Source organism: Zoogloea dura, from assembly GCF_012927165.1.
Taxonomy (GTDB): domain Bacteria; phylum Pseudomonadota; class Gammaproteobacteria; order Burkholderiales; family Rhodocyclaceae; genus Zoogloea; species Zoogloea dura.
This window is the reverse complement of record NZ_JABBGA010000002.1, coordinates 145,939-161,350: the sequence shown is the minus strand read 5'-3', so window position 1 is coordinate 161,350 and position 15,412 is coordinate 145,939. Positions and strand designations below refer to the sequence as shown.

The following is a 15,412-nucleotide window of genomic DNA, read 5'->3' as shown; positions in this document are numbered from 1 at the left end:
GCCGACATGTCGGATCGGTGCCGCAGCACCGCAGGGGCGGGCAATTTGCCCGGTGCTGCGGTCGAATCTGCCCGAGACGGCCAGTGGCCGCTTCCGTTATGAGAGCCGGCGCCTAGAATCCGGAAAAACAAGACCCCAACCCTGTCAGACATTCCGGAGACCGCGCATGAATCGTTCCCGCCGCCGCCCCTTCCTGTTCGCGCTTGCCGCCCTGCTGCTCGGCAGCCATCTGCCGGCGCAGGCCGACGAACAGTTGGACTCCATCCGCAAGCGCGGCCGGCTGAAGGTGGCCGTCTATAACAACTTCCCGCCCTATTCCGACGCGGGCAAGGGCATCGACGTGGAGCTGGGCGAGGCGCTCGCCGCCAAGCTCGGGCTGAAGGTCGAGATCATCGGCTTCCTGGCGGGCGAGGACATGGGCGACGACCTGCGCAACATGGTCTGGAAGGGCCATTACCTGCGCGGTGAGCCGGCCGACGTGATGATGCGCGTGCCGGTGGACCCGGTGTTTGCCGAAGCCAACGAGCAGGCGCGCATCTTTGGCACCTACCAGCAGGAGGTGATGGGCATGGCGCGGGTGGCCAGCCGCATTCCGGCCCCCACGGGTTCGGCGGCGGTGGCGCTGGAGGTCTTCACCCGCGAGAAGATCGGCGTTGAAGGCGACACGCTGGCTGACGCCTTCCTGGGGGGCGTGCTGCAGGGCCGGCTGCGCGCCAACATCAGCCACTTCCGCTCGGTGGCCGGCGCCACCCAGGCCTTGAAGGAAGACAGCGTTGCGGCGGTCATGGCACCACTCGGCGAGCTCGAGGGGGCGCTGGCCGGCGAGACCCGCTTTGCGGTGGAGGAGGCCAGGCTCGGCGAACTGACGCCCAAGCGTTGGGCCGTGGGCATGGCCGTCAAGGCGGATGCCGGCGACCTGGCCTCCGCCCTCAGCGGCGCCCTGGCCGAGTTGCAGCAGGAGGGCACGGTGGCAGCCATCTTCAGGCGGCACGGCGTGGTACTGCGCAACAACTGATCCTTACCCCGGCAGGTTTGCCGCAGCCGGGTCAAAGCTGCCGCAAACCTGCCGTTTCCAAGCCAGGACCAAAAATGCCCATCTACAAACGTTTGCTCCACGTCCTCACCGCCTTCGTGCTCACCCCGGCCCTGGCGCCTGCGCCAGCCTCTGCCGCCGACATCGACTGGCCGACGTATGGCCGCGACCACAGCAACCAGCGCTATGCCACGCTCGACCAGATCAATACGTCCAACGTCGGCAGGCTGACCCGGGCGTGGGCCTACCAGAGCGGCGTCAAGGCCACTTTCCAGGCGACACCGATCATGGTGGGGCGCACGGTGTTCCTGTCGCTGCCGTTCAACGACGTGGTGGCGCTGGACGCCGTGACCGGCAAGTCCTTGTGGCGCTACACGCACCCGCGCAAGAAGGATTACCCGCTGTGCTGCGGGCCGGCGAACCGCGGCGTGGCGGTGGCCGACGGCAGGGTCTTCATCGGCACCGTGGATGCGCGCCTCGTGGCGCTAGATGCAAAGTCGGGCAAGGTGTTGTGGGATGTGGAGGTGGCGGATGGCGACAGCGCGCGCAGCGAGTCGGTGGCGACCCTCACCGAGTCGGACCCGCTGCGCAAGGCCACCATCGCGGGGCAATCGGGCGTAGGGATCGCCATGGCGCCGGTGGTCCATCGGGGCAAGGTGCTGATCGGCGTGACGGGAGTGGGCTACGGCCTGCACCTCGACTCCGACCGGGACGGCGCGCCGCTGGGGGCGGTGGTGGGCTTTGCCGGCAACTACGGCCGCCCCGGCTTCCTGGCCGCGTTCGACGTGAATACCGGCAAGCGCATCTGGCAGTTCGACACCATCGCCCCGACCCGCTGGGAGGGCGAGTTCCGGCAGGCGACGCCCGATGGCGTGCCACTTCACCGGGACATCGACAAGGAGCGCGCCGATCTGCCCAAGTATCCCGATGCGGCGCGCTACGGCGGCGGTTCGGCCTGGTCCACGCCGGCCATCGACAGTGAGAACGGGCTCCTCTACTTCGGTACCGGCAACCCGTCGCCCCAGATGGACGGCAGCTCGCGGCCCGGCGACAACCTGTACACCGTGTCGCTGGTCTGCCTGGAGGTGGAGACTGGCAAGATCCGTTGGCATTACCAGCAGGTACCGCATGACCAGTGGGGCTACGACGTGGCCAGCCCGGCCGTGCTGTTCGATTACCCGTACAAGGGCCAGCGGGTCCCGGCCGTTGGCCAGGCGGCCAAGATCGGCTGGTATTACATACACAATCGCCTCAACGGCGAGTTGCTGCTCAAGTCGGACGAGTTCGTCGTGCACCAGAACACCTTCACCAATCCCACTCCGGAAGGGCAGGTGATCCTGCCGGGCGTGCTGGGCGGCATCAACTGGTCGCCCACGTCGGTGGACGCGCAGCGCTTGATCGCCTACGTGCCGGCGATCCACTGGCCGGTGAAGTACACCAAGCGGGCCATCCCCGCCACGCCGGACAGGCCGGCGGTGGAGTACACCACGCTGGAGCCGCTGATGGATGTGCCGCGCTGGGGTGTGCTGTCGGCCATCGACCTGGCGTCGGGCCGGATGAAATGGCAGCGCCAGACGGCACAGCCCCTGGTGGGCGGTGTGCTGGCCACGGCAGGCCAGCTGGTCTTCATGGGCGAGGGCAACGGCAGCTTCAATGCCTACGATGCCGCCACCGGACAGACGCTGTGGAGCGACCGCCTGGAGGCGGGGGTCAATGCGCCGCCCGTCACCTGGCAGATCGACGGCGTGCAGTACGTGGCGGTGGCTGCAGGCGGCAACCAGATCTTCGGCTACAAGGCCGGCGACACCTTCCAGGTCTACACCCTCGGGAAGTGAGCCGTTGAGATGCCGGCCGGGCGCCTCAACGGCCGAGGGCGTAGAACTCGGCGTTGGGCCGCATGCTCGTGACGTTGGCGAGACGGTTGGACATGCCGAAGAAGGCCGAGATGCCAGCGATGTCCCAGATGTCGTCGTCGGTGAAGCCATGCGCCTTGAGGGCTTCGAAGTCGGCCTCACCCACGAGGTGGGCGCTCTGCGAGACCTTCATCGCGAAATCCAGCATGGCCTTCTGGCGCTCGGTGATGTCGGCCTTGCGGTAGTTGGTCGCGACCTGATCCGCGATCAGCGGGTTCTTGGCGCGGATGCGCAGGATCGCTCCGTGCGCGACCACGCAGTACTGGCACTGGTTCACGTTGCTGGTTGCCACCACGATCATCTCGCGCTCGGCCTTGGTGAGGTTGCCAGGCTTGTCCATCAGGGCGTCGTGGTAGGCGAAGAAGGCCCGGAATTCGTCCGGACGATGGGCCAGGGTCAGGAACACGTTGGGGATGAAGCCGGACTTCTCCTGGACGGCGAGGATGCGTGCCCGGATGTCCTCGGGCATGTCTTCGAGTGAGGGAACCGGGAAACGGCTTACGGCCGCCTGCTGTGCTTGGGTCATGCTGTTCTCCTTTGAATGGTGAAACGGTCTTCTTTTTGGTGTTGCCGGCACGGCGCTAGCGATTGACGTCCACCACCACGCGGCCACGCACTTCGCCCTTCAGGAGGCGCTCGGCGAGCGGGATGGCGTCGGCCAGCCCGACCTCCTGGCTGATCGTGCCGAGCCGGGCCACGTCCAGATCGCGGGCCAGGCGCTGCCAGGCCACCAGGCGGTCGGCGCGCGGACACATCACGCTGTCGATACCCGCGAGGGTGACTCCGCGCAGGATGAAGGGCGCCACCGTGGCTGGAAAATCCATGCCTGCGGCCAGGCCGCAGGCCGTCACCACGCCGCGGTATTTCATGGTGGCGCAGACGTTGGTGAGCACATGGCTGCCGACCACGTCGACGGCGCCGGCCCAGCGCTCCCGGCCAAGCGGCTTGCCGGGGGAGGAGAACTGGGCACGCTCCACGATTTCGGCGGCACCGAGGGCCTTCAGGTAGTCGGCATCCTGGGGCCGGCCGGTGGCGGCGACCACCGTGTAGCCGAGCTTGGCCAGTATCGCCACGGCGACGCTGCCCACGCCGCCCGCCGCGCCGGTGACGAGGATCTCGCCGTCTTCCGGCCGGACGCCATGCCGCTCCAGTGCCAGCACGCACAGCATGGCGGTATAGCCCGCCGTGCCGATGGCCATGGCCTGCTGCGGTGTGAATGCGGCCGGCAGGGGCACCAGCCAGTCGCCGTTCAGACGCGCCTTCTGGGCGAGGCCACCCCAGTGCCCTTCGCCCACGCCCCAGCCGTTGAGCACCACGGCATCACCGGCCTGGTAGTCCGGATGGCTGCTGGTCTCGACCACACCGACCAGGTCGATCCCCGGGACCATCGGAAACTTCCGCACCACGGGCGCCTTGCCGGTGATGGCCAGACCATCCTTGTAGTTGAGCGTGGAGTGGCTCACCCGGACGGTGACGTTGCCCTCGGGCAATTGCGCCTCGTCGAGCGCCTTCACGCTGGCGCGGTAACCGGACTCGTCTTTCTCGATCAGGATTCCCTTGAACATGTCGCCTCCATTTAGACCGATCGTCTAGTTTGACTTCAAAAAAATCAGCGTTTTGGCAGGCCGGCAAAGAAAGACCTGGCAAACACTTCCAGCGGCGCCGCGCTCTGTTCGAGCTTGGCCCTCAGCACGGCACCTTCCCAGCCGATCCAGAAAAAGGCTGCGAGCTGCCGGGTGTCGACTTCTGCGGCCAGCTCGCCGGCATCCCTGGCTTCGTTCAGGCAGGCGGCAAAGCGGGCCTGCCAGTCTTCGAAGGTGTCCTTGAGGCGCCCCCGAAAACTCTCGGGAAGGGCCCCCATCTCCTGGCCGAGGTTGCCGATCAGGCAGCCACGACGGAATTCATAGCGCGCCATGCCGTCCTTCGCATCGACCACGAAGGCATGCAGCCTGTCCAGGGGCGAGAGCGCCTGGTTGCCGAGGTGGCGGTCCAGCTTGCGGGCAAAGAACACTCCGTAGCGCTCGATCAGTTCGAGCCCGAAGGTCTCCTTGCTGCTGAAGTAGTGATAGAAGGACCCCTTCGGCACCCCGACGCGGCCGAGAATCTCGTCGATGCCGGTGGCCGAGAAACCCTTCTCGGTGAGCACTTCCAGGCCCGCGCGCAGCAGCAGCTCGCGGGTGTCCGCGAGGTCTTCACGCTGTCTGGGCGGCCTGCCGCGCCGCCGGGGGGGCTGTTGATTCACTTCCATGGGTCATATTAGACTGATCGTCTTTGAAAGTGCAAGCCGGTCAGGCGAAGAGCTCCGCCAGCCAGTCGATGAATACCCGGACCCGGTTCGAGAGGTGGCGGTTCGGCGGGTAAAGCACGCTGAACATCAGCGGTGGCGGACGATGCCCGGGAAGCACCTCGATGAACTCACCGCTCGCCAGTTGCCGCGCCACAAGAAAGGCCGGTATCTGGATCAGGCCGAGGCCGGCCGCGCAGGCATCGACGGAGGCCGCGCCGCTGTTGAGCGCCAGGCTCGATGGCAGGTGGCGCGTGAGGAGCTCTCCATTGACGCTGAATTCGAAGGGGATCGACTTGCCACTCGATGCCGAAAGGTAGTTGACCGCATGGTGGCCGGCCAGATCTTCCAGCGTTCCGGGCTGCCCGTGGCACGCCAGATAGCCGGCACTGGCGCAGGTCACCTGGGGCAGCAGGCCCAGTTGCCGCGCTATGAGGTCGACGTCGCCGACCTTTCCGCTGCGCAGCACGCAATCGACGCCTTCCCGGATCAGGTCGATCGGCCGGTCGCTGACGCTGACCTCCAGCTGGATCAGCGGATGGCGCTCGAAAAAGGCGGGCAGTGCCGGTATCAGCACCAGCCGGCACATGGCCGCGGACAGGTCGACGCGGATGCGGCCTTCCGGCTGCCGGGCCGCCTGGGTGAACTCGGCGTCGACCTCATCGACGTAGTTCAGGATGGTGATGCAGCGCTGGTAGTAGGCGTCGCCGTCGACGGTGGGGGTCACCTGCCGGGTCGTGCGCAACAGCAGGCGGACGCCGAGCTGGGCTTCGGTGCGCTTGACGATCTGTGTGGCGGTGGCCCGGGTGAGGTTGAACTGCTCGGCAGCGCGGCTGAAGCTGCCGAGTTCGACGATCCGGGTGAACAGCCGCATGGCGTGGAGTCGGTCCATGATTGCTTTTCTGGAGTAAGCAGTCATGCAATCTAGCGGATATTTATCCGTTCTGGATCAACAATTATCATCGTCTCCACAAGCCTGCTAACCACGCCGCCTCAGGAGAACCATGCCAGCGAACCGTATCGAACCCGCCTTGCTGGTCATCCTGTCCGGCGTTGTCGCCGCCATGCACATCGGCAAGATGCCGGTGGCCATCCCGGTCCTGCGCGAGGCGTTGGGCGTGAATCTGGTCGAAGCCGGCTTCCTGCTTGCCACCGTGCAGTTCGCCGGAATGAGTGTCGGCGTGCTGATCGGTACCGCCACCGACGGGATCGGCCTGCGGCGCAGCGTGATTGCCGGGCAGCTGATACTCGCCATTGCCGGCCTGGGCAGCATGTGGGTCCAGCAACCGGAGACGCTGCTGCTGCTCCGGGCGTTCGAAGGCCTGGGCTTTCTGCTCACCGTGCTGTCCGCGCCCGGGCTGATCCGCCAATTGGTTCCCCTCGGGCAGCTCACCCCGTATCTGGGGCTGTGGGGGGCCTACATGGCGACGGGGGCCGCGTTGGCCCTGCTGGGAGCGCCGTCGATCATGGCGCTGATCGGCTGGCGGGGGCTGTGGGTGTTGCTGGCGGCACTCTCTGCCGGGATGGCGACCTGGGTGTCGATCGCGATTCCGTCGGACGCGCGGCGGCGGGCCTCCATGGCGGCTTCCTCCGCCCCGTCGGCGCCCGACCCTTGGTGGCAGCGCCTGAGGCTGACCCTGAGCAGCAAGGAGCCCTGGCGCGTAGCCATCGCCTTCGCCCTGTACACCAGCCAGTGGCTTGCGGTCATCGGCTTTCTGCCCCTGGTCTGCGAGCAGGCCGGGTTCAGCAAGCCGGCCGCCGGTGCGCTGACCGCCTTCGCCTGTTTCGTGAATGTCTGCGGCAGCGTTGCCGCCGGGCGTCTGCTGCATCGGGGTGTCTCCGCCCGGCACTTGCTGTATGTCGGCTACCTGAGCATGACTGCATCGGCCTTCCTGGCATTCCATCCGCTGACGGCCGATCTGTCCGTCTTGCGCTACCTTGCCGTCGTGCTGTATTCCGCCATCGGCGGGCTGATTCCCGGCTCGCTATTTGCGGAGGTGGTGCACGCGGCACCCAGTGAACGAACGGTGTCCACGACGGTGGGCTGGATGCAGCAGTGCTCCTCGACGGGGCAGTTCTTCGGCCCCCCGGCGGTTGCGATGCTTGCGGCGGATGTCGGAGGCTGGCACCTGACCTGGGTGGCGACAGGCGCTTGCTCCGTATTGGGGCTGATCCTGTCGGCCGGGCTGGCGTCGAGGCCAGCCGGGGGCGTTGAACGGGGTGGGGGGCGGATCCGGACGGTCCCCGGTGGGCGATGATGGCCCTGCCCATCAAAACCACGTACCAGCAATCGACCAGACAACAAAAAAGCCAACCCTCGCGGATTGGCTTTTCTGCTTGCTTGTCTTGGCTCCTCGACCTGGGCTCGAACCAGGGACCTACGGATTAACAGTCCGGCGCTCTACCGACTGAGCTATCGAGGATCTGACGGGTTGGTTACCTGCATCATTGATGATGCAAATTACCGCAAATTGTTCTGGCTCCTCGACCTGGGCTCGAACCAGGGACCTACGGATTAACAGTCCGGCGCTCTACCGACTGAGCTATCGAGGAACAGAGGCGCGCATTTTAGGATTCGAACGGGAGTTCGTCAACCCTTTTGTGCGCCTTCTTGCTCCCGGCGGGGCCGGGAGCGGGTAAGACTCAGGCCTTGATCACGGCGGCGATGGCGTCGGCGACGTAGTCGAGGTTCTTGCTGTTGAGCGCAGCCAGACAGATCCGGCCGGTACCGACGGCGTAGATGCCGAACTCGTCCTTCATGCGTTCCACCTGGGCGGCGCTGAGGCCGGTGTAGGAGAACATGCCGCGTTGCTTGATGACGAAGGAGAAGTCCTGGTCCACCTTGCGGGCGGCCAGCTGCTCGACCAGGCCGGTACGCATGGCACGGATGCGGTCGCGCATGCCGGCCAGTTCGGTTTCCCATTCCTGGCGCAGCGCCGGGGTGGACAGCACTGCGGCCACGATGGCGCCGCCGTGGATCGGCGGGTTGGAGTAGTTGGTGCGGATCACGCGCTTGAGCTGGGACAGCACACGGGCGGACTCGTCCTTGCTCTGGGTGACGATGGACAGGGCGCCGACGCGCTCGCCGTACAGCGAGAAGCTCTTGGAGAAGGAGCTGGACACGAAGAAGGACAGGCCGGAGGCGGAGAACAGATTCACCGCGACGGCGTCTGGCTCGATGCCATCGGCGAAGCCCTGGTAGGCCATGTCGAGGAAGGGGATCAGGCCACGGTTGGCACAGGCCTTGACCACGTCGGCCCATTGGGCTTCAGTGAGGTCGGCGCCGGTGGGGTTGTGGCAACAGGCGTGCAGCACGATCACCGAGCCGGCGGGCAGGGTGTTCAGCTTGGCGATCATCGCCTCGGCGTTGGCGCCGCGGGTTTCCGGGTTGTAGTACGGGTAGGTGTCCACCGGGAAGCCGGCCGCCTCGAAGAGGGCGCGGTGGTTTTCCCAGGAGGGGTCGGAGATGTACACGGTGGCGCCCGGCACCACGCGCTTGATCAGGTCGCCGCCGATGCGCAGCGCGCCGGTGCCGCCGAGGGCCTGGGCGGTGACGACGCGGCCGTCGCGGATGATGGCGCTGTCGGCACCGAAGAGCAGGTTCTGCACGGCGTTGGCGTAGGCGACCGGGCCTTCGATGGGCTGGTAGCCACGGGGCGGAGCGGCTTCAAGGCGGGCCTTTTCGGCGGTCTTGACGGCGCCGAGCAGGGGGATCTTGCCGTTATCGTCAAAGTAGACGCCAACGCCGAGGTTGACCTTGGTGCTGCGGGTATCCGCATTGAAGGCTTCGTTCAGGCCAAGAATCGGATCGCGGGGGGCCATTTCCACCGCAGCAAAGATCGACGAGCTCATGGGTTCTCCAAATGGTGCGAAGTGTGCGGGGCACTGTGTGCTGGCCGCTGGGCGATAATGGGGCATTGTCCGGCATCCTGCCGGGCGCTACCCACTGACTTGAATCTGAAATTTTATCATGGCCGATCAATCCGATAGCGGACGAGTGGTGGTTTTCGAGGGGAGCCCGTTCCGGCTCCATCAACCCTTTCCTCCCGGGGGGGATCAGCCCGAGGCCATCCGGCAACTGGTGGAGGGCATCGGCGACGGCCTGATGTTCCAGACCCTGCTCGGGGTGACGGGCTCGGGCAAGACCTACACCATGGCCAATGTCATTGCCCGGTGTGGCCGTCCGGCTCTGGTGCTGGCCCACAACAAGACCCTCGCGGCGCAGCTGTATTCTGAGTTCCGTGAGTTCTTTCCCGAGAACGCGGTGGAGTACTTCGTCAGTTACTACGACTACTACCAGCCGGAAGCCTATGTGCCGTCCCGCGACCTGTTCATCGAGAAGGACTCGGCGATCAACGAGCACATCGAGCAGATGCGCCTGTCGGCCACCAAGAGCCTGATGGAGCGGCGCGACGTGGTGATCGTGGCGTCGGTGTCGTGCATCTACGGTATCGGTGATCCGGGGGACTACCACAGCATGGTGCTGCACCTGCGCGAGGGTGAGCGGGTGGTGCACCGGGAACTGGTGCAGCGCCTGGTGGCCATGCAGTACAGCCGCGCCGACGTGGATTTCAAACGCGGCACCTTCCGGGTGCGTGGCGACGTGATCGACATCTACCCGGCGGAAAGTGCCGAGCACGCCCTGCGGGTCGAGATGTTCGACGACGAGATCGAGCACCTGACCCTGTTCGATCCGCTCACCGGCCACCTCAAGCAGAAGATCGCCCGCTTCACCGTTTATCCGTCCAGCCATTATGTGACGCCGCGGGCCACTGTGCTACGTGCGGTGGAGGCGATCAAGGATGAGCTGCGGGAGCGCATAGAGGTCTTCCAGAAGGGCGGCAAGCTGGTGGAGGCCCAGCGCATCGAGCAGCGCACCCGTTTTGACCTTGAGATGCTCAACGAGCTGGGCTTCTGCAAGGGCATCGAGAACTACTCGCGGCACATGTCCGGACGCAAGGCAGGCGATGCGCCGCCGACCCTCATCGACTACCTGCCGAAGGACGGCCTGATGTTCATCGATGAGTCGCATGTGTCCATCGGCCAGGTCGGAGCGATGTACAAGGGCGACCGGGCGCGCAAGGAGAATCTTGTCGAGTATGGCTTCCGCCTGCCCTCGGCGATGGACAACCGGCCGCTGAAGTTCGAGGAGTTCGAGCGCCTGCTGCCCCAGACCGTGTTTGTGTCGGCCACGCCGGCAGCCTACGAGAAGGAGCACCAGGGGCAGGTGGTGGAGCAGGTGGTGCGCCCCACCGGGCTGGTGGACCCGATCATCATCGTACGTCCGGCGACCACCCAGGTGGATGACCTGCTGGGAGAGATCAAGCTGCGCCTGGCCGTCCAGGAGCGGATCCTGGTCACCGTGCTGACCAAGCGCCTGGCCGAAGACCTGACCGAATACCTGGCCGAGAACGGGATCCGGGTGCGCTACCTGCACTCGGACATCGATACCGTCGAACGGGTGGAGATCATCCGTGACCTGCGCCTGGGCGAGTTCGATGTGCTGGTGGGGATCAACCTGCTGCGGGAGGGGCTGGATATACCCGAGGTCTCGCTGGTGGCCATCCTGGATGCCGACAAGGAGGGCTTCCTGCGCTCCGAGCGTTCGCTGATCCAGACCATCGGGCGGGCGGCGCGGCACCTGAATGGCACGGCGATCCTCTACGCGGACCGGATCACCGATTCGATGAAGGCCGCCATGGGCGAGACGGAGCGGCGCCGGGCGCGGCAGATCGCCTTCAACGAGGCGAACGGTATTACACCGAGGTCCGTGACAAAGCGCATAAAGGACATCATCGACGGTGTTTATGATGCAGGTTCAGGGGATGCCGCCGTCAATGCCGCAGAACCTCGCGCCGAATACGGTGCGATGGATGAAAAGGCACTGGCCAGGACGATCCGTCAGCTCGAGAAGGACATGCTGGACCACGCGCGCAACCTGGAATTCGAAAAGGCGGCGGCGGCACGGGACCGTCTGTTCCGCCTGCGGCAGCAGGCCTTCGGGGCTGAGGGGCACGATGCATCCGCTTCACCCGACGCCAAAGGCTGAGAGACCCTGCATAAATTGGTACTTGCACTTGTACGTTCCGCCCGCCGGCTGTTTAAATTGTCGGGAGGAGGGACACCTACAATGAGAATACTGTTTGTGTGCACCGGCAATATCTGTCGGTCACCGACGGCAGAGGGCGTGGCGCGCCGGTGGCTGGCGATGTCCGGGCTCGAAGAAGCCGTGGGTGTGGATTCGGCCGGGATTCAGGGTTATCACACCGGTGAGGCACCCGATCCGCGCAGTCAGGCGGCTGCCCTGCGGCGGGGCTATGACCTTTCCCGCTTGCGGGCCCGCAAGGTTCAGCCCAAGGATTACGCAGAATTCGATCTGCTGCTGGCCATGGACCGGGAGCACTTCGAGTATCTGCGGGATCGGGCGCCGGAGGGCTGCCGTCACAAGGTCCGGATGTTCATGAGCTATGCCCGGGAATCACGCCGGGATGACGTGCCGGATCCGTATTACGGCGGCGCGAAGGGCTTCGATGCCGTGCTCGACCTCTGCGAGGATGCTGTGCAGGGGCTGATCGAGGACATCCTGCCAGAGGTCAATCGGCGACGCAGGTCGGTGAGCTGACCGAGCCCACCGTGCGGGGCTTGCCCGTCAGGCGCTCAACAAAAAGGCCAACCCCGTGGGGTTGGCCTTTTTGCTTGGTGCACGCCTGCCTTACTTCTGGTCGGTTTCCACCTGGACCAGCGGTTCGTCGGCAATCAACGGAGCGCTGCGGCGGCGGCGGCCCAGGGGTTGCGCCGGAGCCGCTGCGGCGATGACGTCCTGGGGCGTGCTGCGACGGGTCTCGATCAGCACCAGGCCGCTGGCTTCGAGGCCAGCCGACAGGTCGATCGGGGCGCTCGGCGCAACAGGCGCGGGAGCCACCACGGGGGCGACCTCGACAACCACTGCGGTGGCTTCGCTGACGGTGGCGACGCTGGCCTCCACCTGCGCGACGGCGGCCTCGACCACCGGCTCGGTCGCCGGGATTTCAGCGGTCACGACCACTTCGACGGGAGCGACCGCGACTGCTGCGGCCTCCAGCACCGGGGCCGTCTCGACCGGGGCGGCTTCTGCCTGTGCCACTTCCACGGCGGCAGGCTCGGCCGGAGCGATTTCGATGGCCGTAGCGATCGCCGGCGCCGGCGTCTCGACGGACGCATGGCTGATGGCCTCCATGGCCTTCTCGATCAGGTCGCCTGCGGGGGCGGTGTTGGCGACCGCTTCCTGTGTGGCTGCCGGTGCGATGGCCGGGACGGCTTCGACAGCCGGAGCGGCTTCCGTTACGGTGGTGGCAAGCGCTTCACTGAGGGCCGCGGGGGCGGGGGCCTCTACCTGCGTGGCAACGGCTGCAGCCACTGCGGTCTCGGCTGCCGGAGCCTGCTCCTGCGAGTTGGCCTGAACCTCGGCCTGTTCGCCGATGGCCAGCTCACCCTGGGCGGCGCCTTCGGCGGTGCCGGCCTCGTCGTTGCGGCGACCACCGCGACGGCCGCGGCGGCTGCGGCGGCTGCGCTCGGTGCTGGCTTCGCCTTCAGCGGCGTTGCTCTCTGCGATCGCATCAGGGGCGGCCACGGCCACTGCGGCGGCGGCGGTCAGTTGCTCTGCGCTGGCCACGACGCCTTCGGCGTCGGCGGCCTTCGGAGCGGCGCCGTTGCGGTTGCGGTTGCGTTCACCACGCTCTGCACGTTCGGTGCGCTCGCCACCGCTGCGCTCGCCGCGTTCGGCACGTTCGCCATTGCGGCTTTCACGCTCGCCGCGTTCGGTGCGCTCGCCACGCTGGCGCTGGGGCTTCTCGCGGGCCTCGACCGGAGCCTCGGTGCTGTTGTTACGGGCATTGTCACGGTTGCCGTCACGGGCTTCCCGGCTTTCACTGCGCTCGCCGGTGCGCTCGCCACGCTCTTCACGCGGGCCACGGCCACGGCCGTCACGGCCGCCTTCACGACGACCACGCTCGTTGCGGGGGCGGGATTCGCGCCGCGGGGTTTCGGGTTGTGCCACCACCGGTGCGGGTTCGGGCTGCTTCTCACCGCGGAAGAACGCGAAGATGCGGGCCAGCAGGCCGGGCTGGCTTTCCGGCACGGGGGCCGGCGCAGGGGCGGCCTTGGCTTCGACCACCGGGGCCGGCTGGTCGGGCGTGATGCCCTTGACGGCGGCTTCCTGGCGCGCAGGCTTGTCGGTGTTGGCCGACGGCGGGGTGTAGTTCTCGTCCGCGGGCTTGGTGGCCATGCGGTAGCTCGGGACGCTGGAGTCTTCCTGGTTCAGCTGGTCGTGACGCAGGCGGACGATTTCGTGCTGCGGGGTTTCGAGGTGCCGGTTGGGGATCAGCACCAGGCCGACCTTGTGGCGGATCTCGATCTTGGCGATGTCGTCGCGCTTCTCGTTGAGCAGGAAGGTGGCCACGTCGACCGGGACCTGGCAGTGCAGGGCGCCGGTGTTGTCCTTCATGGCCTCTTCTTCGAGGATGCGCAGGATGTGCAGGGCCGAGGATTCGGTGCTGCGGATGTGGCCGGTGCCGTTACAGCGCGGGCAGGGGATGTAGCTGGTCTCGGCGAGGGCCGGACGCAGTCGCTGGCGGGACAGTTCGAGCAGGCCGAAACGGCTGATCTTGCCGGTCTGAACGCGGGCCCGGTCGTAGCGCAGGGCGTCGCGCAGGCGGTTCTCGACCTCGCGCTGGTTCTTCTGGGACTCCATGTCGATGAAGTCGATGACGATCAGACCGCCGAGGTCGCGCAGGCGCAGCTGACGGGCCACTTCATCGGCGGCTTCGCAGTTGGTCTTGAAGGCGGTTTCCTCGATGTCGGCGCCACGGGTGGCGCGGCCGGAGTTCACGTCCACGGAGACCAGGGCCTCGGTGTGGTCGATCACGATGGCGCCGCCGGAAGGCAGGCTGACCTGGCGGGAATAGGCCGACTCGATCTGGTGCTCGATCTGGAAGCGGGAGAAGAGCGGCACGTCGTCGTGGTAGCGCTTCACCCGGTTCACGTTCTGGGGCATGACGTGAGCCATGAACTGGCGCGCCTGTTCGTACACGTCGTCGGTGTCGATCAGGATCTCGCCGATGTCCGGCTGGAAGTAGTCACGGATGGCGCGGATGACCAGGCTGCCTTCCTGGTAGATCAGGAAAGCGCCTTCCTGGGCCTGGGCGGCGCCATCGATGGCACGCCACAGTTGCAGGAGGTAGTTGAGGTCCCATTGCAGCTCTTCGGCGTTGCGGCCGATGGCGGCGGTGCGGGCGATCAGGCTCATGCCGCCCGGTACTTCGAGCTGGTCCATCACGTCGCGCAGTTCGGCGCGTTCGTCACCCTCGACGCGGCGGGATACGCCACCGCCGCGCGGGTTGTTGGGCATCAGCACCAGGTAGCGGCCGGCCAGGGAGACGAAGGTGGTGAGCGCGGCACCCTTGTTGCCGCGTTCGTCCTTCTCGACCTGGACGATCAGTTCCTGGCCTTCCTTCAGGGCTTCCTTGATGGAAGCACGACTGGCTTCCACGCCGGGCTGGAAGTAGGCGCGGGAAATTTCCTTGAACGGCAGGAAGCCGTGGCGCTCCGCGCCATAGTCGACAAAAGCAGCTTCGAGACTGGGCTCGATGCGCGTGATGACGGCCTTGTAGATGTTGCTCTTACGTTGTTCCTTGGCGGCCGATTCAATGTCGAGATCGATCAGTTTCTGACCGTCGACAATGGCAACGCGGAGTTCCTCGGCCTGCGTTGCATTGAAGAGCATGCGCTTCATTCGTCTTCTTCTCCCGCGCAGCGCGCGCAGGACGGGGGCAGGACGAAACGCGCCGCCGCTTAGTTGCGGTGACTTAGTTTGGCGTTGTCGCGACTATCCTTCATCGGGGAAATCAAACTAGGTGGTGAGCGGCGGAGCTTCGTCATGTCACCCTGAACCGCGTACTACGCCGGGGCGGAAGTGAGGCTGCTACACGACTGGTCTCGCGGATCCGGAGCGGGGTATCGAACCGCCGCATGCCTTTTCGCGACCTCGGGCTTGCTGCTTTGACTCACTGGCTGCCCCTGTGTTCAGGGCCGTCAATCTGCGGGCGCGCTGGCGCGCAATAGGTACAAGTTTATTGTCGAATACAGTACCATCGCCCTCTTTTTGTCCGGCGATGGACCTTCCTTTTGGTTCTTCGGGAGCGGGGA

11 protein-coding genes and 2 tRNA genes are annotated in these 15,412 nt (G+C 66.1%); 5 read left to right on the top strand and 8 right to left on the bottom strand.

All coding sequences use genetic code 11. From position 1 onward, the window contains the following. Positions 1–166 precede the first annotated feature (166 nt). Positions 167–1,015 carry a substrate-binding periplasmic protein gene (locus HHL15_RS03635; protein ID WP_169144460.1) on the top strand — a complete coding sequence of 283 codons (849 nt, stop codon included), beginning with the start codon at positions 167–169 and terminating at the stop codon, positions 1,013–1,015. Positions 1,016–1,089: 74 nt separating this feature from the next. Next, a complete protein-coding gene (locus HHL15_RS03630) occupies positions 1,090–2,868 on the top strand; it encodes a pyrroloquinoline quinone-dependent dehydrogenase (RefSeq protein ID WP_169144459.1) in 1,779 nt (592 codons plus the stop codon). A gap of 25 nt (positions 2,869–2,893) precedes the next feature. Here the strand turns inward: HHL15_RS03630 and HHL15_RS03625 are convergent, their stop codons facing one another. Genes HHL15_RS03625 through HHL15_RS03610 form a run of 4 tightly spaced genes read right to left on the bottom strand, consistent with a single transcriptional unit; the run spans position 2,894 to position 6,122 of the window. Then, positions 2,894–3,472, bottom strand: coding sequence for a peroxidase-related enzyme (locus HHL15_RS03625; RefSeq protein ID WP_169144458.1), 579 nt, complete (start codon positions 3,470–3,472; stop codon positions 2,894–2,896). A 55-nt stretch (positions 3,473–3,527) separates the two neighbouring features. Next, complete coding sequence (acuI, locus tag HHL15_RS03620; protein WP_169144457.1) at positions 3,528–4,511, bottom strand: acrylyl-CoA reductase (NADPH); 984 nt, start codon at positions 4,509–4,511, stop codon at positions 3,528–3,530. Between the two features lie 44 nt (positions 4,512–4,555). Then, complete coding sequence (acuR, locus tag HHL15_RS03615; protein WP_169144456.1) at positions 4,556–5,194, bottom strand: acrylate utilization transcriptional regulator AcuR; 639 nt, start codon at positions 5,192–5,194, stop codon at positions 4,556–4,558. A 40-nt stretch (positions 5,195–5,234) separates the two neighbouring features. Beyond that, entirely contained in the window at positions 5,235–6,122 is an 888-nt protein-coding gene (locus tag HHL15_RS03610) for a LysR family transcriptional regulator (RefSeq protein ID WP_169144455.1), read from the bottom strand. A gap of 112 nt (positions 6,123–6,234) precedes the next feature. On the opposite strand from HHL15_RS03610, the gene HHL15_RS03605 reads away from it, so the two are divergent. Next, entirely contained in the window at positions 6,235–7,488 is a 1,254-nt protein-coding gene (locus HHL15_RS03605; RefSeq protein WP_169144454.1) for an MFS transporter, read from the top strand. An 89-nt stretch (positions 7,489–7,577) separates the two neighbouring features. On the opposite strand, the gene HHL15_RS03600 is transcribed toward HHL15_RS03605, so the two are convergent. From HHL15_RS03600 to HHL15_RS03590, 3 genes are all read right to left on the bottom strand, one after another. Beyond that, positions 7,578–7,653, bottom strand: a tRNA-Asn gene (locus HHL15_RS03600). 54 nt (positions 7,654–7,707) lie between these two features. After that, a tRNA-Asn gene (locus tag HHL15_RS03595) sits at positions 7,708–7,783 on the bottom strand. 90 nt (positions 7,784–7,873) lie between these two features. Then, the gene (locus HHL15_RS03590) at positions 7,874–9,082 is read right to left on the bottom strand and encodes an amino acid aminotransferase (RefSeq protein WP_169144453.1); all 1,209 of its coding nucleotides are present in this window, start codon (positions 9,080–9,082) and stop codon (positions 7,874–7,876) included. Positions 9,083–9,200: 118 nt separating this feature from the next. Here HHL15_RS03590 and uvrB point away from each other — a divergent pair, with 118 nt between their 5' ends. Both uvrB and HHL15_RS03580 read left to right on the top strand, forming a co-directional pair. After that, positions 9,201–11,279, top strand: a complete 2,079-nt coding sequence (gene uvrB, locus HHL15_RS03585) for an excinuclease ABC subunit UvrB (protein WP_169144452.1) — start codon at positions 9,201–9,203, stop codon at positions 11,277–11,279. An 81-nt stretch (positions 11,280–11,360) separates the two neighbouring features. Further along, a complete protein-coding gene (locus tag HHL15_RS03580) occupies positions 11,361–11,852 on the top strand; it encodes a low molecular weight protein-tyrosine-phosphatase (RefSeq protein ID WP_169144451.1) in 492 nt (163 codons plus the stop codon). Between the two features lie 90 nt (positions 11,853–11,942). Here the strand turns inward: HHL15_RS03580 and HHL15_RS03575 are convergent, their stop codons facing one another. Further along, positions 11,943–14,999, bottom strand: coding sequence for an Rne/Rng family ribonuclease (locus HHL15_RS03575; protein WP_169144450.1), 3,057 nt, complete (start codon positions 14,997–14,999; stop codon positions 11,943–11,945). Between the last annotated feature and the right edge of the window lie 413 nt (positions 15,000–15,412).

Excerpts from the sequence above, each read along its gene's own strand:
- acuI (WP_169144457.1), bottom strand. The coding sequence starts at position 4,511 with ATGTTCAAGGGAATCCTGATCGAGAAAGACGAGTCCGGTTACCGCGCC.
- HHL15_RS03635 (WP_169144460.1), top strand. The coding sequence starts at position 167 with ATGAATCGTTCCCGCCGCCGCCCCTTCCTGTTCGCGCTTGCCGCCCTG.
- acuR (WP_169144456.1), bottom strand. The coding sequence starts at position 5,194 with ATGGAAGTGAATCAACAGCCCCCCCGGCGGCGCGGCAGGCCGCCCAGA.
- HHL15_RS03575 (WP_169144450.1), bottom strand. The coding sequence starts at position 14,999 with ATGAAGCGCATGCTCTTCAATGCAACGCAGGCCGAGGAACTCCGCGTT.
- HHL15_RS03610 (WP_169144455.1), bottom strand. The coding sequence starts at position 6,122 with ATGGACCGACTCCACGCCATGCGGCTGTTCACCCGGATCGTCGAACTC.
- uvrB (WP_169144452.1), top strand. The coding sequence starts at position 9,201 with ATGGCCGATCAATCCGATAGCGGACGAGTGGTGGTTTTCGAGGGGAGC.
- HHL15_RS03605 (WP_169144454.1), top strand. The coding sequence starts at position 6,235 with ATGCCAGCGAACCGTATCGAACCCGCCTTGCTGGTCATCCTGTCCGGC.
- HHL15_RS03630 (WP_169144459.1), top strand. The coding sequence starts at position 1,090 with ATGCCCATCTACAAACGTTTGCTCCACGTCCTCACCGCCTTCGTGCTC.
- HHL15_RS03590 (WP_169144453.1), bottom strand. The coding sequence starts at position 9,082 with ATGAGCTCGTCGATCTTTGCTGCGGTGGAAATGGCCCCCCGCGATCCG.
- HHL15_RS03580 (WP_169144451.1), top strand. The coding sequence starts at position 11,361 with ATGAGAATACTGTTTGTGTGCACCGGCAATATCTGTCGGTCACCGACG.
- HHL15_RS03625 (WP_169144458.1), bottom strand. The coding sequence starts at position 3,472 with ATGACCCAAGCACAGCAGGCGGCCGTAAGCCGTTTCCCGGTTCCCTCA.